Source organism: Microbacterium sp. DT81.1 (genome assembly GCF_049844955.1).
Taxonomy (GTDB): domain Bacteria; phylum Actinomycetota; class Actinomycetes; order Actinomycetales; family Microbacteriaceae; genus Microbacterium.
Genome location: NZ_JBNCMA010000005.1, coordinates 267434 through 290917, shown reverse-complemented (window position 1 = coordinate 290917; position 23484 = coordinate 267434). Strand labels below are relative to the sequence as shown.

The 23484-nt window shown below is 70.3% G+C and carries 22 protein-coding genes; 11 read left to right on the top strand and 11 right to left on the bottom strand.

All coding sequences use genetic code 11. From position 1 onward, the window contains the following. The 5 genes from ACLQ2Q_RS15225 (at nt 1) to ACLQ2Q_RS15205 (ending at nt 7819) form a co-directional block, all read left to right on the top strand. Nucleotides 1–1326, top strand: coding sequence for a glycosyltransferase (locus tag ACLQ2Q_RS15225; protein ID WP_425821337.1), 1326 nt, complete (start codon nt 1–3; stop codon nt 1324–1326). A 322-nt stretch (nt 1327–1648) separates the two neighbouring features. Further along, complete coding sequence (locus ACLQ2Q_RS15220; RefSeq protein WP_425821335.1) at nt 1649–2650, top strand: GlxA family transcriptional regulator; 1002 nt, start codon at nt 1649–1651, stop codon at nt 2648–2650. A 158-nt stretch (nt 2651–2808) separates the two neighbouring features. Beyond that, nucleotides 2809–4485, top strand: coding sequence for a SulP family inorganic anion transporter (locus tag ACLQ2Q_RS15215; RefSeq protein WP_425821333.1), 1677 nt, complete (start codon nt 2809–2811; stop codon nt 4483–4485). A gap of 217 nt (nt 4486–4702) precedes the next feature. Continuing rightward, a complete protein-coding gene (locus tag ACLQ2Q_RS15210; RefSeq protein ID WP_425821331.1) occupies nt 4703–6910 on the top strand; it encodes an ATP-dependent Clp protease ATP-binding subunit in 2208 nt (735 codons plus the stop codon). A 75-nt stretch (nt 6911–6985) separates the two neighbouring features. Further along, nucleotides 6986–7819, top strand: coding sequence for a UbiA family prenyltransferase (locus ACLQ2Q_RS15205; protein WP_425821329.1), 834 nt, complete (start codon nt 6986–6988; stop codon nt 7817–7819). A gap of 345 nt (nt 7820–8164) precedes the next feature. Here the strand turns inward: ACLQ2Q_RS15205 and ACLQ2Q_RS15200 are convergent, their stop codons facing one another. Together ACLQ2Q_RS15200 and ACLQ2Q_RS15195 are read right to left on the bottom strand one after the other, a co-directional pair. Continuing rightward, complete coding sequence (locus tag ACLQ2Q_RS15200; RefSeq protein ID WP_425821327.1) at nt 8165–8845, bottom strand: PhzF family phenazine biosynthesis protein; 681 nt, start codon at nt 8843–8845, stop codon at nt 8165–8167. 1 nt (nt 8846) lies between these two features. Then, nucleotides 8847–9278: a hypothetical protein gene (locus ACLQ2Q_RS15195; RefSeq protein WP_425821325.1), complete on the bottom strand. Its 432-nt coding sequence runs from the start codon at nt 9276–9278 to the stop codon at nt 8847–8849. A gap of 56 nt (nt 9279–9334) precedes the next feature. Here ACLQ2Q_RS15195 and ACLQ2Q_RS15190 point away from each other — a divergent pair, with 56 nt between their 5' ends. After that, entirely contained in the window at nt 9335–10546 is a 1212-nt protein-coding gene (locus ACLQ2Q_RS15190) for an FAD-dependent oxidoreductase (RefSeq protein ID WP_425821323.1), read from the top strand. Nucleotides 10547–10600: 54 nt separating this feature from the next. On the opposite strand, the gene ACLQ2Q_RS15185 is transcribed toward ACLQ2Q_RS15190, so the two are convergent. The 4 genes from ACLQ2Q_RS15185 to ACLQ2Q_RS15170 form a co-directional block, all read right to left on the bottom strand. After that, complete coding sequence (locus ACLQ2Q_RS15185; protein ID WP_425821321.1) at nt 10601–11776, bottom strand: FAD-dependent oxidoreductase; 1176 nt, start codon at nt 11774–11776, stop codon at nt 10601–10603. Beyond that, nucleotides 11773–12471 (bottom strand): methyltransferase domain-containing protein, encoded by a 699-nt coding sequence (locus tag ACLQ2Q_RS15180; protein WP_425821319.1) that lies wholly within the window; start codon nt 12469–12471, stop codon nt 11773–11775. The genes ACLQ2Q_RS15185 and ACLQ2Q_RS15180 overlap by 4 nt, the downstream gene beginning before the upstream one ends. Continuing rightward, nucleotides 12468–13589, bottom strand: coding sequence for a type III polyketide synthase (locus tag ACLQ2Q_RS15175; RefSeq protein WP_425821317.1), 1122 nt, complete (start codon nt 13587–13589; stop codon nt 12468–12470). Before ACLQ2Q_RS15175 ends, ACLQ2Q_RS15180 begins: the two co-directional genes overlap by 4 nt. Before the next feature lie 96 nt (nt 13590–13685). Next, nucleotides 13686–15131 carry an MFS transporter gene (locus tag ACLQ2Q_RS15170; protein ID WP_425821315.1) on the bottom strand — a complete coding sequence of 482 codons (1446 nt, stop codon included), beginning with the start codon at nt 15129–15131 and terminating at the stop codon, nt 13686–13688. 57 nt (nt 15132–15188) lie between these two features. On the opposite strand from ACLQ2Q_RS15170, the gene ACLQ2Q_RS15165 reads away from it, so the two are divergent. Further along, nucleotides 15189–15722, top strand: a complete 534-nt coding sequence (locus ACLQ2Q_RS15165; RefSeq protein WP_425821313.1) for an ArsR/SmtB family transcription factor — start codon at nt 15189–15191, stop codon at nt 15720–15722. A 7-nt stretch (nt 15723–15729) separates the two neighbouring features. Here ACLQ2Q_RS15165 and ACLQ2Q_RS15160 read toward each other — a convergent pair whose 3' ends face one another. The 4 genes from ACLQ2Q_RS15160 to ACLQ2Q_RS15145 form a co-directional block, all read right to left on the bottom strand. Continuing rightward, nucleotides 15730–16857 (bottom strand): ABC transporter permease, encoded by a 1128-nt coding sequence (locus ACLQ2Q_RS15160; protein ID WP_425821311.1) that lies wholly within the window; start codon nt 16855–16857, stop codon nt 15730–15732. Beyond that, nucleotides 16854–17750 carry an ABC transporter ATP-binding protein gene (locus ACLQ2Q_RS15155; protein WP_425821309.1) on the bottom strand — a complete coding sequence of 299 codons (897 nt, stop codon included), beginning with the start codon at nt 17748–17750 and terminating at the stop codon, nt 16854–16856. The genes ACLQ2Q_RS15160 and ACLQ2Q_RS15155 overlap by 4 nt, the downstream gene beginning before the upstream one ends. Nucleotides 17751–17840: 90 nt before the next feature. After that, nucleotides 17841–18539 (bottom strand): response regulator, encoded by a 699-nt coding sequence (locus tag ACLQ2Q_RS15150; protein WP_425821307.1) that lies wholly within the window; start codon nt 18537–18539, stop codon nt 17841–17843. Then, nucleotides 18536–19921 carry a sensor histidine kinase gene (locus tag ACLQ2Q_RS15145; protein ID WP_425821305.1) on the bottom strand — a complete coding sequence of 462 codons (1386 nt, stop codon included), beginning with the start codon at nt 19919–19921 and terminating at the stop codon, nt 18536–18538. Before ACLQ2Q_RS15145 ends, ACLQ2Q_RS15150 begins: the two co-directional genes overlap by 4 nt. Nucleotides 19922–20082: 161 nt before the next feature. Between ACLQ2Q_RS15145 and ACLQ2Q_RS15140 the strand changes: the two genes are divergently transcribed. Genes ACLQ2Q_RS15140 through ACLQ2Q_RS15130 form a run of 3 tightly spaced genes read left to right on the top strand, consistent with a single transcriptional unit; the run spans nt 20083 to nt 21828 of the window. Beyond that, nucleotides 20083–20523: a VOC family protein gene (locus ACLQ2Q_RS15140; protein WP_425821303.1), complete on the top strand. Its 441-nt coding sequence runs from the start codon at nt 20083–20085 to the stop codon at nt 20521–20523. Nucleotides 20524–20530: 7 nt separating this feature from the next. Continuing rightward, nucleotides 20531–21226, top strand: a complete 696-nt coding sequence (locus tag ACLQ2Q_RS15135) for a winged helix-turn-helix transcriptional regulator (protein WP_425821301.1) — start codon at nt 20531–20533, stop codon at nt 21224–21226. 41 nt (nt 21227–21267) lie between these two features. Further along, nucleotides 21268–21828 carry a hypothetical protein gene (locus tag ACLQ2Q_RS15130; protein ID WP_425821299.1) on the top strand — a complete coding sequence of 187 codons (561 nt, stop codon included), beginning with the start codon at nt 21268–21270 and terminating at the stop codon, nt 21826–21828. Nucleotides 21829–21967: 139 nt separating this feature from the next. Here the strand turns inward: ACLQ2Q_RS15130 and ACLQ2Q_RS15125 are convergent, their stop codons facing one another. After that, nucleotides 21968–22813 carry an exodeoxyribonuclease III gene (locus tag ACLQ2Q_RS15125; protein ID WP_425821298.1) on the bottom strand — a complete coding sequence of 282 codons (846 nt, stop codon included), beginning with the start codon at nt 22811–22813 and terminating at the stop codon, nt 21968–21970. A 64-nt stretch (nt 22814–22877) separates the two neighbouring features. Here ACLQ2Q_RS15125 and pyrE point away from each other — a divergent pair, with 64 nt between their 5' ends. Next, nucleotides 22878–23453, top strand: coding sequence for an orotate phosphoribosyltransferase (gene pyrE / locus ACLQ2Q_RS15120; protein WP_425821297.1), 576 nt, complete (start codon nt 22878–22880; stop codon nt 23451–23453). The last annotated feature ends 31 nt before the right edge of the window (nt 23454–23484 follow it).

Sequence of the window (23484 nt, the reverse complement as noted above, 5' to 3'; positions counted from 1 at the left end):
GTGCACATCGTCATGTTCGCCGATCAGCACCTCGCCTCCCTCGGCGGGGCGCAGGTCTCCATGCGGCTGCAGCGACGATTCCTCGAGCGCGCGGGCCACACGGTGACGATCGTCGCGCCGGGCATGAGCAGGCGACGCGCCCCGGCCGCCCGGCCGGATGCCGCCGCGGAGCCGGACGGCCCGACCCCCGACGGAGAAGAAGCGCCTCAGCCGGACGACCGCGATCCGGACGAGGGGCCCGCGCCCAGCGAGCCCCAGCAAGACGAAGGGTACGTCGAAACACCCTCGATCCCGATCACCGCCGACCGGGAGTACGGACTGTCGTGGCCCGGCCGGCGCACGGATCGGTTCGTGGACGCCGAGCTCGCGAAGCGCCCACCCATCGACGTGGTGCACATCCAGGGTGACTTCTGGGGCGCCCTCACGGGTCACCGCTATGCCCGCCGCGAGGGACTCCCGGTCGTGCACACGATGCACAACAGGGTGGATGTGGGCCTTGCGGCGATCGTGCCCTTTCCCGGTCTGGCGCTGCGCGCACTGAACGCCTGGCGGCGGCAGGCGCTGCCGCTCGCGATGGAGCCGGAGCCGCCGGGAGTCGACGGATGGGCGTACCTCGGAGGCCTTGCCGCCTTCGCCGATGCCGTGACGGCGCCCTCGGCCCACTTCGCCCGGCGGCTCGAGGCCCATGGCGTGTTCCCGCACGTCGACGTCATCTGGAACGGCATCGACGACGACGTCCTCGATGCGGCGGTCGCCGCGGGGCCCACCGCGCGGGAGCCCGGTCCCCCTCGGTTCGTGTGGCTCGGCCGGATGAGTCCCGAGAAGCGCCTGCTCCCCTTCCTCGAGGCCGTGGCCGAGTCACGCATCCGCGCCGACATCGAGGTGATCGGCGGCGGAGCGCAGGAGGGGGCGGCGAAACGGCTCGTCGAGCGGCTGAAGCCCGCGGCATCCGTCACCTTCGCCGGCCGCCTGCCCTATGAGGAGACCCTCCGTCGCATCGCCCGCGCCGACGCCGTGGTGCAGACGTCCATCGGCTTCGAGACGCAGGGGATGACGGTGTTCGAGGCCGCCTCGCTCGGCACGCCGGCCGTGGTGAGCGACCCGGACATCGCGCACGAGCTCGCGTCAGGGTTCTGGCCGGTCGGCAACGGGCTGATCCCGGATGCGTCGACGCACGCGCTCGCCCGCGCGGTGCGCGCCGCAGCCACGGACATCGCCGCCGGGACCGCGCCGACGCCCGATCCCTCGACGGGGGAGCGCTTCCGGCAGTCCTCGCGCACCGACGCGATGCTCGAGGTGTACCGACGCGTCACCGGCGCACGGTAGCCGCCGGTCGGCGCGCGATCAGAGCCGGCCGGAGCGCGATCAGAGTCGGCGTGTGCGGTCGAACGGCACCTGGTGGTACCCGTCGTTGTGGAGGGAGACCACCGATGACACGAGCGCGACGGCGGCAAGGGCTGTGAAGAAGAGGAGAATGAACATGGCAGAAACGCTACGCTTGACGTGATACGGCCACGAGTGGCAGGATGGACACACAGCGTAGGGATCCTGCCATGGATCGACAGGTCGACTGCAGGCCGACAGTTCAACCAGGGTCCAGGCCGCAGAACTCGGGCAGCTCGTGGGCAGCCGCAAACAGGAGGAATCAATGAAGACCGTCGCCGTCATCGTGCAGGAGGGCTTCGCGCCGTTCGAATTCGGCGTCGCGTGCGAGGCGTTCGGTCTCGACCGCTCGGACGACGGCATTCCGAATTTCGACTTCCGCATCGTCACCCCGGATCCCGGGGCCATCCCTTCGAAGCTCGGCTTCTCCATCAATGTCACGGAGGACCTGTCGTTCGCCTATGAGGCCGATTTGGTGGTCGTGTCCCCGACGCCGAAGGAATACTGGTCGCACATCGACGAGCGGGTGCTGGATGTCGTCCGCCACGCCGCCGCGCGCGGCGCCTGGCTGCTGAGCGTATGCAGCGGTTCCTTTGTTCTCGCTGCCGCGGGGGTGCTCGACGGTCGCAAGGCGACGACGCACTGGATGTACGCCGACAAGATGGCATCCATGTATCCGCGGATCGACGTGGACCCCGATGTGCTCTACGTGCAGGACGGGCGCATCATCACCAGCGCCGGCACGGCAGCCGGGCTCGACGCCTGTCTGCACCTGCTGCGCCAGGAACTCGGCGCCGAGATGACCAACACCATCGCCCGGCGCATGGTCGTGCCGCCGCAGCGCGACGGCGGGCAGGCGCAGTTCATCTCCCATCCGCTTCCCGAGGTCGCGAGCATGTCGCTCGCGCCCGTGACCGACTGGATGCTCGAGAACCTCCGTCACGACCTCTCGGTCGATGACCTCGCCGCCCGTGCGCACATGTCGCCTCGCACCTTCGCGCGACGGTTCAAGGCGGATCACGGCACGACGCCGGCCGCGTGGCTGAACCGCCAGCGGATCATCCACGCGCAGCGGCTGCTTGAGCAGACCGACCTCGGCCTCGACCGCATCGCGTACGAGTGCGGCTTCGGCTCCGCCGCCGTGCTGCGCCAGAACTTCACCCGCACCCTGGGTACGACGCCGACGGCCTATCGCTCGACGTTCTGCTGCACCCTCGGGGCCGGCGCCTCGATGCCGGAGCCCGAGCTCGCGGGGTCGGCCGCCTGACGGCATCCGCAGATGCCGGGCCGGATGCAGGCTCGTCCGGGCGGATTCAGCCGGTTCGGGCGGTTGAGCAGCACTTCAGCCCCGGCGAGCCTGCATCCGGTACGCGACGTTCGAGCGAGGCACCAGCGGCGCATGGGCGCCTTCGGTAGCGTGTGACCGTGCGCGCGGCCCTCCGAAGGCTCTTCTCCCGCAAGACGATCGGCAAGGATGCCGTGGCGGGGCTCGTGCTGGGTGTCGAAGCGGTTCCCGACGGGCTCGCCGCGGGACTTCTCGCCGGGATCAACCCGCTGGCCGGCCTGTACGCGTATCTGTTCGGCATGGTCGGTGCGACGTTCTTCACGAGCAGCACCTTCATGGCGGTGCAGGCGACGGGGGCGATGGCCCTCATCGTCTCGGACTCCGACCTGCACACCCGCGCGGACCCCGACCGGGCGCTGTACACGCTCGCTCTTCTGACCGGCATCGTGATGATCGTCGCCGGCCTGCTCCACGGCGGCCGGCTCATCCGGTTCGTGCCGACGGCCGTGATGACCGGGTTCGTGACTGCCGTGGGCGTGAACATCATCCTCGGGCAGCTCTCGAATCTCACCGGCTACGCATCGCACGGCCCGAACCGGCTCGTCAAGACATTTGATCAGTTCGCTCACATGCCGCGATGGAGCTGGGCCTCCGTCGCGGTCGGTCTGCTCGTGATCGCGCTCATCCTGCTCTTCCGGCGCACCCCCGTCGGCTCGCTGGGCCTCGTCGTGGCGGTGGTGCTCGGATCCGGCCTCGCCGTCCTGCTCAATCAGTGGGTGGAGCCGCCGATCGTGCTGCTCCGCGATGTGGTGGACGTGCCACGCGGATTGCCCGCGCCCGTGCTCCCGAACATCGAGGACGTGGCCTTCCTGCTCATACCCGCGATCTCCCTGGCCTTCGTCGGTGTCATCCAGGGCTCGGCCGTGTCGGCCGGGCTGCCCACCGCCGACGGCAAGCCGGCTGACACCTCCCGCGACTTCATCGGGCAGGGCGCGGGCAACCTCGCCGCCGGACTCTTCCAGGGCATGCCCGTCGGCGGCTCGATGTCGGGGTCATCGCTCATCGTGGCCGCCGGTGCCAAGACCCGGCTGTCGTTCATCATCGCGGGCGCGGTCATGGCGCTCGTCATCCTGCTCGCGTCGGACCTGGTCTCGTTCGTCGCGATGCCCGCGCTCGCCGGCCTGCTGATCGTCGTCGGGGCCGGCGCGATCAAGCCGAGCCGCATCTACTCCGTCGTGAAGACAGGGCCGCTGCCGACGGCGATCATGTCGGTCACCTTCGGTCTCACGCTCGTCATCCCGCTGCAGTTCGCGGTGCTCGTCGGCGTCGGGCTCGGCATCATCCTGTTCGTCGCCCAGCAGTCCAACCACGTGCGGGTGCGGCAGGTGCACATCGCGGATGACGGGCGGATGCGCGAGTCCGATCCGCCCGCCAAGATCCCCGCCGAGTCCGTGGTGATCCTGCAGCCGTACGGCAGCCTCTTCTTCGCCAGCGCCCCGATCTTCGAGAAGCAGCTCCCCGCCGTGAGCCGCGAGTCGTCCGGCTCGGTGGTCATCATTCGGCTGCGGGGGACCGATCAGATCGGGCTGTCGCTCCTGGCCGTGCTGCGACGTTACGCTCATGAGCTGCGTGCCGCCGGGTCATCTCTCAAGCTCGTGATCAGCGAGCAGCGGGTGCTCGATCAGGTCGAAGCCGACGGGTTCGCCGACGTACTCGGAGAGGGGAACCTCTACCGCAGCACGGAGTGGATCGGCGAGAGCGTTCGCCGCGCCTACACCGACGCCCGCGCCGACGTCCGAGACGGCCGGTCGGCCTGACCAGTCCTTCCGCGACCCCAGGCGACCGCCGGCGACGCCGGGCGCACGGCTTCTCGCCGGGCGCACGGCTTTGCGACGGCGAGAAGCCGTGGTCTGGGCGAGAAGCCGTTCGCTCGGCATCCCGGTGTGCGTTGCCTGCAGCATCCTGCTCTGATAAAATTGAGTCCAACGGGCTCAACTTTTGGAATCAGCCCGACGACAGACTTCAGGAGACAGAATGCAGGCAACCCAGAATCCCGGGGCGGAGGAAGCCAAGAGCGCCCTCGAGCAGTACGGGATCAACCTCACCGAGCGCGCGAAGCAGGGCAAGCTCGACCCCGTGATCGGACGAGACGCCGAGATCCGTCGGGTGAGCCAGGTGCTCACCCGACGCACCAAGAACAACCCCGTGCTGATCGGCGAGCCGGGCGTCGGAAAGACCGCGGTCGTGGAGGGCCTTGCGCAGCGCATCGTCGCCGGCGATGTGTCCGAGAGCCTGAAGAACAAGGAGCTGATCAGCCTCGACATGTCGGCCCTCGTCGCCGGTGCCATGTACCGCGGCCAGTTCGAGGAGCGCCTCAAGGCCGTGCTCAAGGAGATCACCGACTCGCAGGGCCGCGTGATCACGTTCATCGACGAGCTGCACACGCTGATGGGCGCGGGCGGCGGGGAGGGCTCCGTCGCGGCATCCAACATGCTGAAGCCGATGCTCGCGCGCGGCGAGCTGCGCATGATCGGCGCGACCACGCTCAACGAGTACCGCGAATTCATCGAGAAGGATGCCGCCCTCGAGCGCCGCTTCCAGCAGGTCTACGTGGGCGAGCCGACGGTCGAGGACACGGTCGCGATCCTGCGAGGGCTCAAGGAGCGCTACGAGGCGCACCACAAGGTGGCGATCGCCGACGCCGCGCTCGTCGCCGCCGCATCGCTGAGCAATCGCTACATATCGGGCCGTCAGCTGCCCGACAAGGCCATCGACCTCATCGACGAAGCCGCGTCCCGCCTGCGGATGGAGATCGACTCCGCGCCGCTCGAGATCGACGAACTGCGCCGCCATGTGGACCGCCTGCGGCTCGAGGAGCTCGCCCTCAAGAAGGAGAAGGACGAGGCATCCAAGGAGCGCCTGGCCGCGCTGCGCGCGCAGCTCGCGACGGAGGAAGCCACTCTGAAGGATCTGCAGGCGCGCTGGGAGCGGGAGCGCGCATCGCTCAACCGTGTGGGCGACTTGAAGACCCGCCTCGATGCCGCGCGCGTCGGTGCGGAGCGCGCGCAGCGCGAGGGCGACCTCGAGAGGGCGTCCCGGCTGCTCTACGCCGAGATCCCGGGCCTCGAGCGCGAGCTCATGGCGGCCGAGGGCGCGGAGGGCGGTGGTGAGCGCATGGTCAACGACCAGGTCACCGACGAGGACATCGCCAACGTGATCGCCGCGTGGACCGGCATCCCGGTCGGCCGCCTGCTGCAGGGCGAGACCGAGAAGCTGCTGCATCTCGAGTCGGAGCTCGGCAAGCGCATCATCGGGCAGAAGGATGCCGTCAAGGCGGTGTCCGACGCTGTTCGGCGGTCGCGGGCCGGCATCAGCGACCCCGGTCGCCCGACCGGATCCTTCCTCTTCCTCGGTCCGACCGGTGTGGGAAAGACCGAGCTGGCGAAGGCCCTCGCGGACTTCCTCTTCGACGACGAGCACGCGATGGTGCGCATCGACATGTCGGAGTACGGCGAGAAGCACACCGTCTCGCGCCTGGTCGGTGCCCCTCCCGGGTACATCGGCTACGAGCAGGGCGGTCAGCTGACCGAGGCGGTGCGCCGGCGGCCCTACAGCGTCGTGCTGCTCGACGAGGTCGAGAAGGCCCACCCCGAGGTCTTCGACGTGCTGCTGCAGGTGATGGATGACGGGCGCCTGACCGACGGCCAGGGCCGGACGGTCGACTTCCGCAACGTCATCATGGTGCTCACTTCCAACCTCGGCTCGCCGATCCTGATCGATCCGACGATCTCGTCCGAGCAGAAGCGCGAGGCGGTTCAGGCCCTCGTGCGGCAGGCGTTCAAGCCGGAGTTCGTGAACAGGCTCGATGACATCGTGATCTTCGAGGCCCTCACGCAGGACGACCTGGCCCAGATCGTCGAACTCGCCGTCGACGCCCTGCAGCGCCGCCTGCACGATCGACGCCTGACGCTCGCCGTCACCCCCGACGCCCGCGGCTGGCTGGCCGAGCGAGGGTACGACCCGATCTTCGGGGCGCGGCCGCTTCGACGGCTCATCCAATCCGAGATTCAGGATCGCCTCGCGATGGGCATCCTCGCCGGACGGGTGCACGACGGCGACGTGGTGCGCGTGGATGTCTCGGCCGACGGCTCATCGCTCGCCCTCACGAGCGAGGGCAAGCCGGCGCCGGAGGTGGACGACATCGACGACGACGAGGTGATCGAGGCGATCCTCGAGGAGTAATCCTTCCGGGTGTTCTTCGGTCAGCACGGACGGGCGGGGTCTTCGGACCCCGCCCGTCCGCATACGATCGCGGGTATGCGCATCGCCGCGGCCCTCTGGCGCTCGTCCCACCCCGGACCCACCGTCGTCGTCACCGTGCTGGCGCTGGCGCTGGGCGTGTCGGTGGGGCTGGATGCCGGCCGCCTCGCCGTGCTCGTCATCTCGGTGCTGCTCGGACAGCTCTCGATCGGCATCTCGAACGACGTGATCGACGCCCCGCGGGACCAGCTGACCGGTCGCACCGACAAGCCGCTGGCCCGGGGGGATGTGACGACTCGCACGGCATGGACGGCGGCTGTATCGACGCTCGCCGGAGCGCTCGTGCTGTCGGCGCTGCTCAGCTGGCAGCTCGCGCTCGCGCACGCGGTGTTCCTCGGATCCGGGTGGGCCTACAACGCGTGGCTGAAATCCACCGTGTTCTCTGCGCTGTGCTTCGTGGTCGGATTCGGAGTGTTCCCGTCGCTCGCCCCGCTCGCCCTGCCCGATCCTCTGGTGGCGGCGCCATGGGCGTGGGTGGCCGGCGCAGCGCTGGGCGTCGCGGTGCACTTCTCGAACGTGCTGCCCGACCTCGAAGACGATGAGCGTACGGGAGTGCGCGGCCTGCCGCACCGGCTCGGCCGGCGCGTGTCGGCGGCCGTTGCCGCTGGCGCGCTGGTCGCCGGGGCCACCGCCGTGCTCATCGGATCGGCCGCCGGAAATCCGCCCTCTCCGCTCTCGTGGCTCTTCTTCGCCGGAGTCGTCGTCGTGTCGGTGTGGGGCCTGGTCGCCGCGCTCGCGCGACCGCCGCGGCGCCTGGTCTTCCGGCTGGTGATGACCGCCGCCCTGCTGCTGGCTCTGCAGATGGTCGTCGCGGGCGATCTCACCGGCTGACGTCTCGCATCGTCCGGGCACCCATGTGCCGCGCGGTTGAGGTGGGGTGCCTCCGTGATGCGCGTCGGGGCGCCCGGCCGATCGCCCAGACCCGGGCTCGGGTATCCCGATGTCGCGTGCACAACGGCGGGCATTGTCCGCGACGCGCGGTGCCGCGGCATCGATTCGCGGCGTGTCGTCGATGATGTCCGCCGTTGTGCTTGCGGCGAGGCAGGTAGGGGTGCGCCCACGATGAACGCGCGGACCGAAGACCGATCGGACAGCCCGGGCAGGTCGTGCTCCTACCGTTATGGTGATCAGCGGCGCAGGCAGGGCCGGCCCTCCCGCGGCGAGCCGCTCCCGCGCTCAGCGCAGTTCGACGATCCGCGCCTCGGACACGCGCCCGCCGACTTCCACCTGCGCATCCGCGCTTCGCGCGCGTGTGCGGAGGACGGAGCCCTCACCCTGCACGATCTTCAGATCGCGTCCCAGCTCCGCCGTGAGGCGCACCGCGGCAGCGCCCGTCGCCTCGTCTTCGCGGATCCCCAGGTCGGGCGCGAACATGCGGGCGCGCACGCGTCCCGCGCGCTCGTCGGCCCACGCCCACACGTAGTGCAGGCCTTCCCCGTAGGCGTACGGGTCGACCGCGTCGACCTCGGCGGGCGAGGAGAGCCGATCGAGGAGGAACTCGGGCGCCCACTCGGGTGACGCGGAGACGAAGGTCAGGCCGCCTTCCGTGCGCACACGCACCGTTCCCGCCGGCACCTCGATGGCTCTGATCTGGTCGCCGCCGCTGCGCAGCCACGCCGCCAGGCCCACCGTCGGATGTCCCGCGAACGGCAGTTCGCGCGCCGGCGTGAAGATGCGCGCCGCCGCGACGTCGCCGTCGAGGGCGTCGAGGAAGATCGTCTCGCTGAACCCGAGATCGGCGGCGATCTGCTGCTCGTTCTCGGCTGTGGACGGCGACGCCCACACGATGCCGAGCGGGTTGCCGTGGCCGCCGCGGTCATCGACGAAGACGTTCACCACGTTCAGGAGCAGGCTCACGTCAGCCGATTCTGGCACGATTCCGCGGGATGCCCGGAAACTGACCTCGCAGCGCGTCCTCGAATCTGCCGACCGAGCCGCCCAGTCCGGCGAGCTGTTCGGCGGTCAGCGCCACGGTCGTGGAGCCATCCGCGCGGTGAGCGAGCACCACGGGCAGGCGCACATTCCGGATGACGGCCTTCAGCCGTTCGTCGAGCTCGTTGCGATGCAGCAGGACCACCGGCACACCCACCCGAGCCACCATCCGGTCCCACTCGGGCTTTCTCCGGATGGCGGAGTGCGTGATGTCGCAGAGGGCACACTCCGCCGTGCCGAGCAGGTGGCCGAGGACGTAGCGGGCCTCGCCCACGAGACCGCCGTCCGCGTTGAAGATGCCCGAATAGGCGACGATGCGGGCGTCGCCCCGCGGCTCGGTGTCGTGACCTTCCGGCATAGTGGCAACCCTACGGCGCGATCCGCCGAGGAGAGCCGTACGAGAGAATGGTGGCCATGCGCGTGGTCGTGTGCGGTGCCGGAATCGGCGGCCTCACCCTGGCGCAGGCGCTGCGCACCTCCTGCGACGTGACCGTCGTCGAGCGTGATGACGAGGCGGTGTCCACCGGCGGGTATCGGCTCGCGATCAACGGTGCGGCGACGGCGGTCCTCGCGCGTTCGCTCGGCGGCGACCTGATGGCTGAGGTGCGCGCGGTGAGCGACGGCGCCGACCGCTTCGCTCAGTTCACCGTGGCGACCGACCGCCTGCGCCCGCTGCTCATCGCCCCAGAGGAACCGGATGAGGACCGGCTCCTCGCCCAGCGCCGCGCCTTGCGCCTGCTCCTCACCCGCGGCCTGGAGGATCGCATCCTCCGGTCGACGCGCGTCACGCGCGTGGAGCAGTCCGACGGTTCCGCGGTGGTGCACCTGGATTCCGGTGAGGAACTCGCGGCCGATCTCGTCGTCGGCGCGGAGGGAGCGAAGTCGCCCACCGTGCGCGCGGTCACGATCCGGGCACCCGACTCAGACCTCCACCTGACCGGGATCGCCGGCTCCACCCCCCGAACGCCCGGCGCCGTCGTGCCCCGATTCCTTCGACGCGGTCCGGCCCTGGCCTTCTCGGCGGACGGTACCGGCATGTTCCTCTCCCTGACCTCGAGCGGCTCGGGCCCCCTCAGCCCCGAGATTGCGGAGGCCGTGGGTTCGCCATCTCTCGTCTGGGGGCTGATCGCCCCCTCGTCGCGCGTGGGTCCTGCCCCGGGGAGGACGCCCGACGACCTGGTCGCCACCGCCCTGCGCCTCACGCGGCACTGGCATCCGTGGATGGCGGAGCGCATTGAAGCGGCGGACCGCGGTCGGGTCGCGGCGTTCTCGTTCCGTGCGGCGGACCCCGCGCGCGACTTCACCCCCTGGCGACCCCGCAACATCACCGCGCTCGGCGACGCCATCCATGCGATGCCGCCGACCGGGGGGCAGGCGGCCGCGACGGCGATCCGCGACGCGGGCGAACTGGCCGACAATGTGCTCGCCCACACCAGGGGCGAACTGACTCTCGACGAGGCGCTCCGCCGCTACCACCACAGCCTCCGCGCCTGGGCCGTCCCCGCGCTGCGGGAATCGCTCGGGCCCGTGCGCGTCATCCGCGCACTGGGGAATCCGGGCGTGGCGCTCTTGGCGCGCCCGCTGCTGCGCATTGCCGGAGGTCTCGCACCGGCTCGACCGCGCTGACCTTGCGGTCCCTCGGCGGGACGACCGGAGGCCTGCGGAGGTAGGCGCCGGGAATCACGCGTCGCGGTCGAGGCCCATGGCATAGGCCCGAGCGGGCACGGCGGCGAAGGGACCGGCGAGCGCCAAGCGCAGCAGCCGCATCGCGGCCCGGTGCGTGAGGTCGGGCCGCGATCGCCCGAGCGACGTGTTGAGACCCGCGAGGCGCGCGGCGGTGCGCGCCGACGTGATGCGGCGCCTTTCCCACACCGCCAGCCGCTCGGCGGGCTCCGCACCGCGGAGTAGCCAGCCGGCCAGCAGCGGCGCCAGTGTCGCGGCATCCAGCAGCCCCAGATTCATGCCCTGCCCGCCGATGGGGCTCACCTCGTGCGCGGCGTCGCCGATCACGAAGACACGGCCGGCGCGCATCCGCCTGGCCACCGCGCGCCGCACCCCGAACGCCGACACGCGGTCGATGCCCGCGGCGATCGCCTCATCGCCGGAGCGGCGGGCGACGGCCTCCCGCAGTCGACCCACATCGCGGGGGTCATCGCTGAGCCACCCGCCCCGCATCTGCTCCCCGCGAGCCGTGAACCGGTCCCATGCCACGAGGCGCCGGCCCCCCTGCGGCAGCGGGAAGGACTCGAGCACCCCGGCCGCATCGAGGTGCACGATCGCGACGTCGGCGGGTGCGCCCGCACCGGCATCCGGCACGTCGGCCATCAGGTACCGATCGCGGTAGGTGTGCACCGCCATCCTCCGCGACGGTGCGGCCAGGGAGCGCCCTCCCGAACCCGCCGCGACGACGACGACCGATGCGGTGGGTGCATCGGCCGGGCCGACCACCCGCACCCGGGACCCCTCCTCCACCAGCGCCTCCACCGACACCCCTCGACGAGGCTCCGGACCCCCGGCGGCCACGGCGGCCTCCGTCGCGGCCTGCGGCACGGTCGCGACGAAGGGGAAGCGCAGCGGCAGCCGGTCGAAGTGCACCTCGCCGAGCACCCGCTCGCGAGTGCGGGCGAGACCCAGGGGGATCCGCACGGCGTCCGCCAGAATCCGGTCGGTGGCGCCCGACGGTTCCAGGGCCGCGAGCACCGGAGCGTGCACACCGATGGCCCGTGAACCGCCACCGACGTTCTCCCGCCGTTCGAAGATCGCGACATCGAGACCTCGCCGCGTGAGCTCGGCGGCGATCAGCAGCCCGGTGGGACCTGCCCCGACGACGATCACATCGTGATCGGCGGTGCTCATCCGGAGACCGCGTCCCAGCGCGCCAGTACCCGGAAAGGCACGGGTGCGACGACCTGCCACCCCTCGGGCAGCGCATCGCGCAGCTCACCCGCCGTGTAGCTGCGCCGGATGCTGCGCAGACCGTCCGTGCGCAGGAACGACCCGGGAGCGAACGGGGTGATCCCCACGGCATACGCCGTGTAGGCCGTGCGCCCGCGTGCGATGTCGGAGTGCAGCGCGACGCGGGAGGCGAGCGCCATCGAGTCCTGGGCAAGGCCGGTGAGCTGCTCGGCGGTGAGGTGATGCAGCACATGGTTCGACACCACCACGTCGAAGCGCTCCCCCTCGGCGACGAGCTCCGCGCTCAGCGCGGGCCGGTACCGGATGCCGGCGACCGGCGTGCGGGCGTGGGCGACCGCCAGACCTCGTTCGTCCGGATCGATTCCGACGGCGTCCACGGTGAAGCCGTCCGCCCGAGCCCTGGTCACCAGCCGCCGCAGCACGTCACCCGCGCCGCATCCGATGTCGAGCAGGCGCCCGTTGCCACCCGCATCCAGCAGGGCGGGACGGACGTGCCGCTCGTAGACCGTTCCCCAGCCGGCGACCAGTCGGTTGATCACGCCGAAGCGGCGCAGGGTGCGGGCCAGACGCGCCGGATCGCAGTCCGGATCGTCCATGAGCTCGGCGAGCCCCTGGGCACGGAGGGCGAGCGTCACCCCGCCGCCGCCACGCGGCGCGTGAAGCGCGCAGCCTCCACGGTGAGCCCCGGGCCGAAGCACAGCCCGGCGACGGACGCGCCGTCCGGCAGGGCTTCGTCGGCGAGGATCCGCTGCAGGATGAAGAGCACCGTCGCGCTCGACATGTTGCCGTATTCGCGCAGCACCGAGCGCGAGACATCCATCGCATCGTCGGCGAGGCCCAGCCCACCCTGCACGCGGTCGAGCACGCTGCGGCCACCGGGGTGCACCGCCCACGCGGCCACCGTCGACGGCTCGGTGTCGCCGCCGAGCACGGTGCGGACCACCCCGCGGATCTCGCGGCCGACGATGCGCGGGACCTCGGCGGTGAGCTTCATCTCGAACCCCTGGTCGCCGATCGTCCACTCCATGTCGCTCTCGCCCTCGCTGGTGATGGCGGTGAAGAACTCCCCGATGTCGAAGACCGGACCGTCGACGCGAGGGGGGGTCGACGTGACGATCGCCGCTCCTGCGCCGTCGGCGAAGACGGCGGACGCTACGATCTGCTCGGGGTCCGTCGACGAGCGGATGTGCAGCGAGCACAGCTCGGCGCACACCACGAGCACCACGGCCTCCGGCTGCGCGTCGACGATGCGGGTGGCGGCGCGCAGCGCCGGGAAGGCCGCGGCGCACCCCAGGAAACCCAGGTGATACCGCTCCGCCGTGGCGCGGATGCCGAGATCCCGCACCAGCCGGAAGTCGGGACCCGGTGCGAAGAACCCCGTGCAGGATGCGGTCACGATGTGGGTGATCTCGGATGCCGCCACTCCCGCGCGCACCAGCGCGTCGATCGCCGCACCCGCGAAGAGGGCCGGTGCCTCCCGGCGGTAGAGCGCGTTGCGGGTGCCGGTCGACGGAGCATGCAGTTCGCGGGAGGCGGCCTCGACGAAGACGCCGTCCTCGTGCGCGGACGCCTCTCCCAGCTCGGCGATGACGGTGTGCCGGCTGTCGATCGCCGATGAGTCGAAGGCGGCGCGGATCAGCCGCGCTGCGAGGCGGTCGATGCCCGGCTGCACCGCGAAGAAGTCACGGACCTGGGACTGGCTGAGTCGGGTCTCCGGCACTGCCGTGCCCACAGACAGGATTCTCGCGGCCATGGTTCAGCCTAACCGCGGAGGACGTGCGCCGGCCGTCCGTTGCGCCCGGCCGCGCCGGCGCACGCGACCTGTTCCGACGACCCCGGCGCGTCGCGGTCAGGCGGTCGCGCCCGGCAGCTCCCGCATCCTCCAGAACGGTCCGATCACGACGAAGAGCGCCGACAGGAGGGCGAGGCCCGCCCCGAACCACATGGTGGGGACGACGCCGATCCACGTGCCGAGCAGCCCCGCGAGCAGCGCCGCGATCGGCATCACGCCCCACACCACGAAGCGGATCGAGGCGTTCATGCGGCCGAGCAGCCGCGGTGGCGTGATGCGCTGTCGGAAGGTGACCTGCGTGATGTTGTACAGCAGCACGGTGAAACTCATGACGAAGCCCTGCGCGATGAGCAGTGGCAGCGCGAACTCCGGCACGGTCGCCGCGAGGGGGAGGAAGAGGGCGACCATGCTGAAGGCCACGGCGCTGACGGGGATGGCGCGTGCTTCGCCGATGCGCTGGACGATGTGCGGCGTGGCGATCGCGCCCACGAACCCGCCGACCGACCCGAGGGCGAAGATGAGTCCCATCGCTGCGGGGGTGAAGCCCAGTTCGCGCAGCAGGAAGATCGGGAGGAGCGTGTACGACAGGGTGCTCGCGAAGTTGGACAGGCCCGTGCATCCGACGATCCGCCGCAGCAGCGGATTGCCGAACACCCACCGCAGGCCCTCGCCGATCTCCTGCATGATCGGATTGCGCTCGTGCTTGGGTGTGACCACCTCGGAGTCGAGCGTGAAGACCAGGGCGACGAGCGACGCCACGTAGGTGAAGACCGTTGGGAGGATCGCGATGGGGGCGGTCAGGATGCCGATCAGCCAGCCGCCGATAGCCGGCCCGGAGATGTTCGCCAGCTCGTAGGTCGCCTGCAGCTTGCCGTTCGCCTCGGCGATCTGCTTCGGACGCACGAGCGAGGGGATGATGCTCTGGTACGACACGTCGAAGAAGGTGGTGGCGATGCCCATCACGAGCACGACGACGTAGAGGTGCCACATCTCGAGCACGCCCGCCCACCACAGCAGCGGAACCGCGAGCAGCGCCACCGCCCGCACGGCATCCGCCCAGATCATGACGTGGCGTTTGCGCATCCGGTCGATCCACGCGCCGGCCGGCAGGCCGATCAGCAGGAACGCCGCCACGCCCGCCGCTCCCAGGAGTCCGACCTGGAACTCCGTCGCCTGCAGCACGAGCACGGCGAGCACCGGGATCGCGAGTTCGGTGATCTGCGCTCCGAACTGGCTGAGCGCCTGGCCGCTCCACATCGTGAGGAAGTTGCGGTCGTGCCACAGCGAACGTTCGGTCGTTCCGCCCGCGGCCGTGCCTTCCTCCGCGGGGAGCTCCGCCTCAGTGCCGCCTGCGACGGTGCCAGCCACGATGTCGTCGGTGCGCTGGTCGGCTTCGGTCGCCTCGTCGGCGGCGCCGCGCGACGCGGGGGTGGATGCCTCGGCGCGGGCCTCCGCCCGGATCTCGGCCTCGACGGCGCTGTCGCGGTGGTGTGATTGGGACATGCCAATCAGTGTTCCGCACCGATTGAGGAAAGTCAATCGGTTCGCTAGGGTGGGGGCATGACGGAGGAACGGCTCGTCCTGAGTCCGGACGACACCGATGCGACCGCCCAGGCGATGGCCAGGGCGCTGAGCTCGCCGCTGCGGCTGCGCGTGCTGCGCCTCTGCGCGTTCGAGTCACGAACGAACAAGGAGCTCGCGGAGCTGCTCGGCGTGAATCCCGGCACGATGCTGCACCACGTGCGCACGCTCGTGCAGACCGGCTTCCTCGCGGCGCAACCCGAGCGCTCGGGTGCCCAGGGCGCGCGCGAGGTCCCGTATCGGGCGACCGGACTGTCGTGGAACACCTCGATGCCGGAGGGCTCACCGGTGCTCGTCGAGACCTTCCTGCAGCAGATCGAGGGGCTGCCTCCCAGAGACCTCGACGCCACCTGGCTCGGCCTGAAGCTCAACGCGCAGCACAAGGCCGAGTTGCAGGATCGCCTCCACGAGCTCGTCAACGAGTTCAAGGAGCGCGGACCGGATGCCGACGGCGAGACCTACTCGCTCTTCACGGCGCTGCACACAGACCGCAACCCGCCGGCATCCCGGTGAAGGGCGCTCAGCCGGCGAGGGCCTCGCGCAGCTTCACCCGGGCGCCCATCCGCAGCAGCGAGTTCTCGTAGATCTTCGCGCCCACCACGATCGCCCCGATGCACGTGGCGATGAGGATGGCGAGCGAAAGGATCGGCTCCCACCACTGCGCCTCGCCGAGGAAGAGCCGCATGGGCATGCCGACCGGTGCCGAGAACGGCACGTACGACATGATCGCCAGCACCGTCGGGTTGTCGTTGAAGAAGATCACGAGGAAGTACGGCGCCATGATCAGCATGGTGAGCGGCGTGGTCGTCGACCCGATGTCCTCCTGCCGGGAGACCATCGCGCCGGCCGCGGCGAACAGCGACGCCAGCAGGATGAACCCGAAGAGGAAGAACACCGCGAACCACAGGATCGGTGCCCCCAGCCCCGCGAGCACCTCGCTCTGCCCCGTGACCATCAGTCCGACGATCGCGATGGCGGCGAGTCCCAGGATCTGACCCATCGCGAGGATCGTGTTCCCGATCACCTTGCCGGCCAGCAGGGAACGCGAGGGGATGGCCGAGATCAGCAGCTCGACGACCCGCGTCTGCTTCTCCTCGACGACGCTCTGGGCGATCGTCCCTCCGAAGATGGAGGCGGCGAGCAGGAAGACGATGCCGAACCCGATGGCGACGAAGTACCGGATCGCGGGGTTGCTGTCGTCGGGATTCAGAAGCACCACCTGGGGCACCTGGGCGAGCGACATCACCAGCGTCGTGGGTGCGTCGTCGTCGGCGAGCACCACGTAGTCGAACGGGCCGGATGCCGCGGCATCCGGCACCAGCGCGGCATCCACGTCGCCGGCCTCCACGAGCTGCTCCGCCTCCGCGCGGTCGGCGACCTCGGTGGTCTCGACGCCGTCGATCCCCTCGACGACCTGCGTGGTCTCCGCGGTCACGGCGACCCTCGTGTCCTCCTGGTTCTGGGCGGCGAAGCCGCCGATCACGATCGTGGCGAGGGCCGCGACGAAGAGGATCAGGGTCGAGATCACGAAGGCCTTGCTGCGCAGCTTCGAGGCGATCTCGCGCTCGGCGACGAGCCAGACGCTGGTCAGCTCGCGCGGTGCGGGCGGAACGGTGCCCGCGGGCGAGAAGGGGCGTGCGGTGCTCACTGGATGACCTCCTTGAAGATCTGTGCGAGGGACGGATGCTGCGGGGCGAAGCTGGCCACATCGCCGTGGTCGACGGCGCGGCGCAGCACACGCTGCGCGGTCTCGCCGGAGTCCACGTCGAAGAGGGCGTAGCCGCCGTCGAAGTCGACCACCTCGACCCCGGGCTCGGAGCGCAGCCACCCGGCGTCCCCTGCTGAGAGCAGCTCGTACCTGCTCGTGGAGTACTGGGTGCGCAGGCCATCGCGGGATCCGGCAGCCCGGATCGTGCCGCCGGCGATGATGACGAGGTCATCGCACAGACGCTCGACGACGTCGAGCTGGTGCGAGGAGAACAGGATGGCGCAGCCCCGCTCGGCCCTCCCCTGCAGCACGCCGGCGACGACGTCGACCGCGAGGGGATCGAGGCCCGAGAACGGCTCGTCGAGGATCAGCACCTGCGGGTCGTGCACGAGCGCGGCGGCGATCTGCGCACGCTGCTGGTTTCCCAGCGAAAGGGTCTCGACGTTGTCGTTCAGCCGCTCGCCGAGCCCGAGCTCCTGCAGCAGCGCGGTGGCGCGCACCGTGGCATCCGCCCGTTCGAAGCCGTGCAGGCGCGCGAGGTAGACGATGTGCTCGACCACCTTCATGCGCGGGTACAGTCCCCGCTCCTCGGGCATGTAGCCGAAGCGGCGCCGGTCCGCCGTCGTCAGGGGGGTGCCGCCGAGCAGCACCTCGCCCTTGTCCTTGCTCAGCACGCCGAGCACGATGCGCATGGTGGTCGTCTTGCCGGCGCCGTTGCCGCCGACGAAGCCGGTGAGCCGACCGGGCGACACGGTGAAGGCGACGTCATCGAGCACCCGCCGGTCGCCGTAGCTCTTCGTGATGCCGCGGAGTTCCAACTGTCCTGAGGTCATGCCTCCACGGTACGGAGGAGGTGCGCCGCGGGCATCCACCGGGCGACGGATCTTCGCGCGGTGCGCGCAGTCAGCCGCGCGGAAGGGGACTCAGGTGAGTCCGCTGCGGTGCGCGATGACCGCGGCCTGTACGCGGTCGCGCGCTCCGAGCTTCTGCAGCACCTTGGAGACGTGGGTCTTGACGGTGGCCTCGCCGATGTAGAGGCGCTGCGCGATCTCCGCGTTGCTCATCGCCTGCGCCAGCAGTCGCAGCACCTCGGCTTCGCGCTCGGTCAGGGGCTCGGCGTGGATGGCGGGCGCGGCACCGGGAGCGGGCGGCGCTGTCTGGGCCACTCCCTCCGCCGCCGCATCCCCCGCATGGCGCTGCTGGGCGGCGAACCGCTCGATCACCCGCCGCGTGACCTCGGGGGCCAGCAGGGCGTCGCCGCCCGCGACGACCCGCACGGCGGAGACCAGCTCCTCGGGGCCGGCGTTCTTCAGCAGGAAGCCGCTGGCGCCGGCGTCGAGGGCGGCGAAGAGGTAGTCGTCGCGGTCGAAGGTGGTGACGATGACGACGGATGACGGCACGTCCGGGTCCGCGACGATCAGGCGGGTCGCGGCGATGCCGTCCATGTCGGGCATCTGCACGTCCATGCAGATCACGTCGGGGCGAAGCGCGGAGGCCGCGGTCACCGCCTCCGCGCCGGTCGCCGCCTCGCCGACGACCGTGATGCCGTCCTGCGCCTCGAGGATCGTGCGGAAGCCGGTGCGCAGGACCGCGTGATCATCCACCAGCAGCACGCGGATCATAGAGCGATCGCTCCGGCGGCGGGCGCGTCGGCGTCGGATGGCCCAGTGCCGGATCCTTTTGTGCCGGATCCTTTTGTGCCGGATGCTGCAGGGGTTCCGGACTGCGCGGCCGGCCGCGCGATCGGCACCCGCACGCGCACCCGGAATCCGCCGCGTTCACGGGGACCGGTGTCGATCGTCCCGCCCGATGCCGCGGCGCGCTCTCGCATGCCGAGGTGACCGAGACCGGGGCTCACGGCGCCCACCGCACGGCCGGTGTTCGTGATCTCCAGCTCGACGGTGTCGTCGGCGTAGCGCAGGCGCACCTCCGCGGTCGCGCCGGTGCCGGCGTGCCGGCGTGCGTTCGTCAGGGCCTCCTGGGCGATGCGATACAGGTTGACCTGCACCACCCCGGCGATGGGGACCGGGTCGCCGACGACGGTCATGGTCGTCGGGAGCCCGGCCGAGGTCGACGCGGTCGCGAGGGCATCGAGGTCGTCGAGACCGACCGTCGACGGGTCGTCGATGCTCCCGTCCGGCGCGGTCGCGGCATCCGGGCCCTCGGGGGCTCGCAGGGTCTCGAGCAGGTTGCGGAGATCTCGGATCGCCTCGCGCGCCGACTCCTCGACCCCGGCCAGCAGGGTCTTCGCGGCCGCCGGATCGCGGTCGATCACGGCCCGCGCCGCACCCGCCTGCACGCCCATCACCGACACGTGATGGGCGACGACGTCGTGCAGCTCGCGCGCGATGCGCACGCGGTCGAGTGCGACGGCCTGCGCCCCCGTCAGCTCCCGTTCCCGCTCGAGGTCCAGCGTGCGCTGCTCGAGCGCCGCCCTCTGGGCGGCGGAGGCCCATGCCCGCTCGCCGAAGTAGTATGCGCCGCCGAAGTACAGCACGTTGACCATGGTCGTGATCAGCATGTACGCGAGGAAGGGCGAGAAGGCGCCGGCCATGACTTCCGCGTCATCCGCCTGCTCGATCGCGTCGCGGTACATCACCACGAGAAGCCACGCGAACATGCCGATGATGATCGCGATGCGCACGATGGCGGCGCGACGCCGGTCCGTCGACCAGGCGCCCACCGTGTAGAGGGCGATGAACATCGCGATGTTGCCGACGTAGATCTCGGGGATGTGCAGCGTCACGGCGACGAAGTACGCGAGCGACACCAGCACCGCGACGACCGATGGCCACCGGCGCCGGACGGCCAGCGGGGCGGCAAGGGCGAACGCATAGCCGACCGCGAGTGGGAGAGGTGCCTGCTCGTCTCCGTAGACCCCGGCGATCGACGAGAGCGCGGCGCTGAAGACGGCGCCGACGAGGATGACCACAGCGAGCACGATGTCGCCTCGAAGCTCCCGCGCGGTGGGCCTGGGGCGCGGCGGGATGTCGGGGGTTCCCATGCCTCCACGGTACGGGGGAGGGCCGACCCGCGGCATCCGTCGCGCGGGGGAGGAACGCTTTCGAACTTGTTATTGACAAGCATGGTTGTTATTTGCAAGTATCGGCTCATCGCCGCACCTGCGGCATCCACCATCACCGCACACGACCCCTAGGAGCAGTCATGAGCAGCATCTTCGTCAACCTGCCGACGAACGACCTCGAGCGCGCGAAGTCCTTCTACACGTCGCTCGGCTTCGGGTTGAACCCGCTCTTCACCGACGAGAACGCGGCGTGCATCGTCATCGACGACAACATCTACTTCATGGTGCTGACCAAGGAGTACTTCGCTACGTTCACCGACAAAGCCGTCGCCGACACCAAGACCAGCGCACAGGCGCTCATCGCGATCAGCCGCGAATCGCGCGACGACGTGGACAAGACGCTCGAGGCGGGGCTCGCGGCCGGCGGATCGGAGCCGCGCCCGGTGCAGGACTACGGCTTCATGTACAACCGCGACCTGGAGGACCCGGACGGCAACATCCTCGAGTTCCTCTACATGGACCCGAAGGCCGCCGAGCAGGGTCCCGAGGCCTACATGGCGGAACAGGGCGCCTCGGCGTAGCCAGGCCATGGCAGCGCGCAGCTACGGGCAGTACTGCGGGGTCACCAACGCCGTCGAGCTGGTCGGCGAACGATGGGCGATGCTCATCGTTCGCGACCTGCTCGTCGGGCCGCGGCGCTACACCGACCTCAAGCAGGGGCTCCCGCGCATCCCGACGAACATCCTCAGCACGCGTTTGAAGGAGCTGCAGGATGCCGGTGTCGTGCGCCGCGTGCCGCTGATGAACTGCGGGCTCGTCTACGAGCTCACCCCGTACGGCCGCGGGCTGGAGGACATCGTGCTCGCCCTCGGTCGCTGGGGCTTCCAGTCGATGGGCGATCCTGGAGAGGGCGACATCGTCACGGCGGACTCGATGACGATGGCGTTCCGCACGGCTTTCCGGGCGGATGCCGCGGCCGACCTGCCGCCAGCCGACTACGAGGTGCACATCGGGGAGGTCGTGCTCCGTGTGCGGGTGGCCGGGGCGGAGCTGTCGATCATCCAGCTCTCGCCGCCGGCTCCGCCCGTCGGCGGACGCCCGCCGGCCGGTCGGCCGGACGTCGTGATCGCCGCCGGCCCCGGCATCCGGCACGTCATCTCGGGTGCACTGTCGCCTGGTGAGGCGATCGACCAGGACGTGCTCGCCGTCGTGATGGGTGACGCGTCGCTGCTCGAGCGCTTCGTCGCCACCTTCCACATCCCCCCGCTGGGCGCCGCGGCCTGACGTTCGCGTCGCCGGGCGGAGCGGTGCGCTAGATTCGCGCCATGAGCGACGACAGGGAGCTGCTCGCACGCCAGCGTCGGGATGTGCCCGTCGGCGTCGTCATGGTCGGCATGTCTGTCGTCGTGTGGTGGCCGGCCTTCACCCTCGGCGTGTACGGCGAGCTCTTCTTCGACCAGATCCTCACCCTCTGGGCGGCCTCGACCGCGGCGTTCGTGTTCGTGCTCGTGGAGCGCCAGCCGGTCGGCGCGAGGTTGGCCCGCGCTCTCGTCCTGCTGGTGCCCTCGGCATACATCGTGCTGCTGTTCGTCGTCGGCGAGACGGAGGACATGCTGGTTGCGCTCGCCGACCTCGCGGCGATCGGTGCGGTGCTCATCGGCGTCCCGTTCACCCTGTGGGTGCTGGTGCGCATCGTGTGGCCGGACTTCGCCACCGTGACCACTCGCCGAACCAAATGGCTCATCGCGCTCGTCGTGCTGGGCATCGCCATCGCGTCGTTCGTGCTCGGGCTCAACCAATCGCAGTTCCTCACGTGCGAGGACTTCACACTGAGCGGCAACTTCCTGCCGGACGACTGCACTCCCGCACCGAACCCCGACGACTGACGGCAGGTCGTCAGGCTTCGACAGGCTCAGGCTTCGACAGGCTGAGGCTTCGACAGGCTCAGGCTTCGACGGGCTCAGGCTTCGACAGGCGTCAGGCTTCGACAGGCTCAGGCTTCGACAGGCTCAGGCTTCGACAGGCTCAGCCGAAGATCATGGGACGGTCGTCGTCGTCCTCCGGGGTCTCGAGGGCCAGGTCCACGACGACGGGAACATGGTCGCTCGGCACTTCGCCCTTGCGCTCGTTGCGATGGATCGCGGCGGCGGCGACGGCGTCGGCGAACGCCTTCGAGCCGAGGATGAAGTCGATGCGCATGCCCTCGTTCTTGGGGAAGCGCAGCCGCTTGTAGTCCCAGTACGTGTACCCCGAGGGAACGAGCGGGCGGACGACATCCTGCAGCCCCGCGGCCTCGAGCGCCTGGAAGGCGGCACGCTCGAGCTCGCTCACGTGGGTGGAGAAGCCGGGCTGCACGGCGGGATCGCCGTTGTCGGCATCCGTCGGCGCGATGTTGAAATCGCCGACGAGAGCCAGAGCCTTGTCGGGCGTCCGGGTCAGCGTCTCCTGCGTGTACTGCGCGAGGGCGGTGAGCCAGTCGAGCTTGTAGTAGTAGTGCGGGTCGCCCAGCGAGCGGCCGTTGGGCACGTAGAGGCTCCATACCCGGATGCCGCCGATCGTGCCGCCGATCGCCCGCGCCTCCTGCGGTGCGTCGATGCCCGAGTGCCCCTTCGCAAATCCGGGCATTCCGGGAAAGGCATGCTCGACGTCTTCGATCGGCTCGCGGCTCGCGATGGCGACGCCGTTCCATTGATTCAGCCCGTGCGCGACGACGTGGTAGCCGGCGTCTTCGAACTCCTCGGTCGGGAACTGCTCCGGCGTGCACTTGATCTCCTGCATCGCCAGCACGTCGATGCCCTCGCGCACGGCGAAGTCGAGTGTGCGGGTGACGCGTGCGCGGATCGAGTTGACATTCCAGGTGGCCAGGCGCATGGATCAAGCCTAGGGCGGACGGCCGACGCTCAGCCCCCGCGCGGCGCCGCCCTAGAATCGGGGGATGACCGCCTCCACACCCGAACTCGAGGCCGACCGCCATGGCCTGATCGCCCTCGTCAGGGACGAGGCGGTGTTCCACGGGGACTTCACCCTCTCGAGCGGCAGGAAGGCGTCGTACTACGTCGACATGCGCAAGCTCACGCTCGATCATCGGGCGGCGCCGGCGATCGGGCGCATCATGCTGGACCTGATCCATGACATCCCCGGCGTCGCCGCCGTCGGTGGACTCACCCTCGGGGCCGACCCCATCGCGAACGCGATCATGCACGAATCGGCGCGCACCGAGACACCGGTCGATGCCTTCGTCGTCCGCAAGGAGCCCAAGGACCACGGCCGTGGCAGGCAGGTCGAAGGGGCGGATGTCGCGGGAAAACGTGTCGTGGTCGTCGAAGACACCTCGACCACGGGTCAGTCAGCGCTGAATGCCGTCGAAGCCCTGCGCAAGGAGGGGGCGGAGGTCGTCGCCGTGGCCGTCATCGTCGACCGGGCGACCGGGGCCCAGGCCGCCGTCGAGGCGGCGGGGCTCGAGTGGCGTGCGGCGATCACCCTCGAGGACCTGCAGCTCGACCCGCAGTAGGGCCGAGCCCGCGCCGGTCGGGGTCAGTCCC

Excerpts from the sequence above, each read along its gene's own strand:
- ACLQ2Q_RS15150 (WP_425821307.1), bottom strand. The coding sequence starts at position 18,539 with ATGATCCGCGTGCTGCTGGTGGATGATCACGCGGTCCTGCGCACCGGC.
- ACLQ2Q_RS15175 (WP_425821317.1), bottom strand. The coding sequence starts at position 13,589 with ATGGCCGCGAGAATCCTGTCTGTGGGCACGGCAGTGCCGGAGACCCGA.
- ACLQ2Q_RS15190 (WP_425821323.1), top strand. The coding sequence starts at position 9,335 with ATGCGCGTGGTCGTGTGCGGTGCCGGAATCGGCGGCCTCACCCTGGCG.
- ACLQ2Q_RS15145 (WP_425821305.1), bottom strand. The coding sequence starts at position 19,921 with ATGGGAACCCCCGACATCCCGCCGCGCCCCAGGCCCACCGCGCGGGAG.
- ACLQ2Q_RS15205 (WP_425821329.1), top strand. The coding sequence starts at position 6,986 with ATGCGCATCGCCGCGGCCCTCTGGCGCTCGTCCCACCCCGGACCCACC.
- ACLQ2Q_RS15220 (WP_425821335.1), top strand. The coding sequence starts at position 1,649 with ATGAAGACCGTCGCCGTCATCGTGCAGGAGGGCTTCGCGCCGTTCGAA.
- ACLQ2Q_RS15210 (WP_425821331.1), top strand. The coding sequence starts at position 4,703 with ATGCAGGCAACCCAGAATCCCGGGGCGGAGGAAGCCAAGAGCGCCCTC.
- ACLQ2Q_RS15195 (WP_425821325.1), bottom strand. The coding sequence starts at position 9,278 with ATGCCGGAAGGTCACGACACCGAGCCGCGGGGCGACGCCCGCATCGTC.
- ACLQ2Q_RS15185 (WP_425821321.1), bottom strand. The coding sequence starts at position 11,776 with ATGAGCACCGCCGATCACGATGTGATCGTCGTCGGGGCAGGTCCCACC.
- ACLQ2Q_RS15165 (WP_425821313.1), top strand. The coding sequence starts at position 15,189 with ATGACGGAGGAACGGCTCGTCCTGAGTCCGGACGACACCGATGCGACC.
- ACLQ2Q_RS15130 (WP_425821299.1), top strand. The coding sequence starts at position 21,268 with ATGAGCGACGACAGGGAGCTGCTCGCACGCCAGCGTCGGGATGTGCCC.
- ACLQ2Q_RS15155 (WP_425821309.1), bottom strand. The coding sequence starts at position 17,750 with ATGACCTCAGGACAGTTGGAACTCCGCGGCATCACGAAGAGCTACGGC.
- pyrE (WP_425821297.1), top strand. The coding sequence starts at position 22,878 with ATGACCGCCTCCACACCCGAACTCGAGGCCGACCGCCATGGCCTGATC.
- ACLQ2Q_RS15140 (WP_425821303.1), top strand. The coding sequence starts at position 20,083 with ATGAGCAGCATCTTCGTCAACCTGCCGACGAACGACCTCGAGCGCGCG.
- ACLQ2Q_RS15170 (WP_425821315.1), bottom strand. The coding sequence starts at position 15,131 with ATGTCCCAATCACACCACCGCGACAGCGCCGTCGAGGCCGAGATCCGG.
- ACLQ2Q_RS15125 (WP_425821298.1), bottom strand. The coding sequence starts at position 22,813 with ATGCGCCTGGCCACCTGGAATGTCAACTCGATCCGCGCACGCGTCACC.
- ACLQ2Q_RS15135 (WP_425821301.1), top strand. The coding sequence starts at position 20,531 with ATGGCAGCGCGCAGCTACGGGCAGTACTGCGGGGTCACCAACGCCGTC.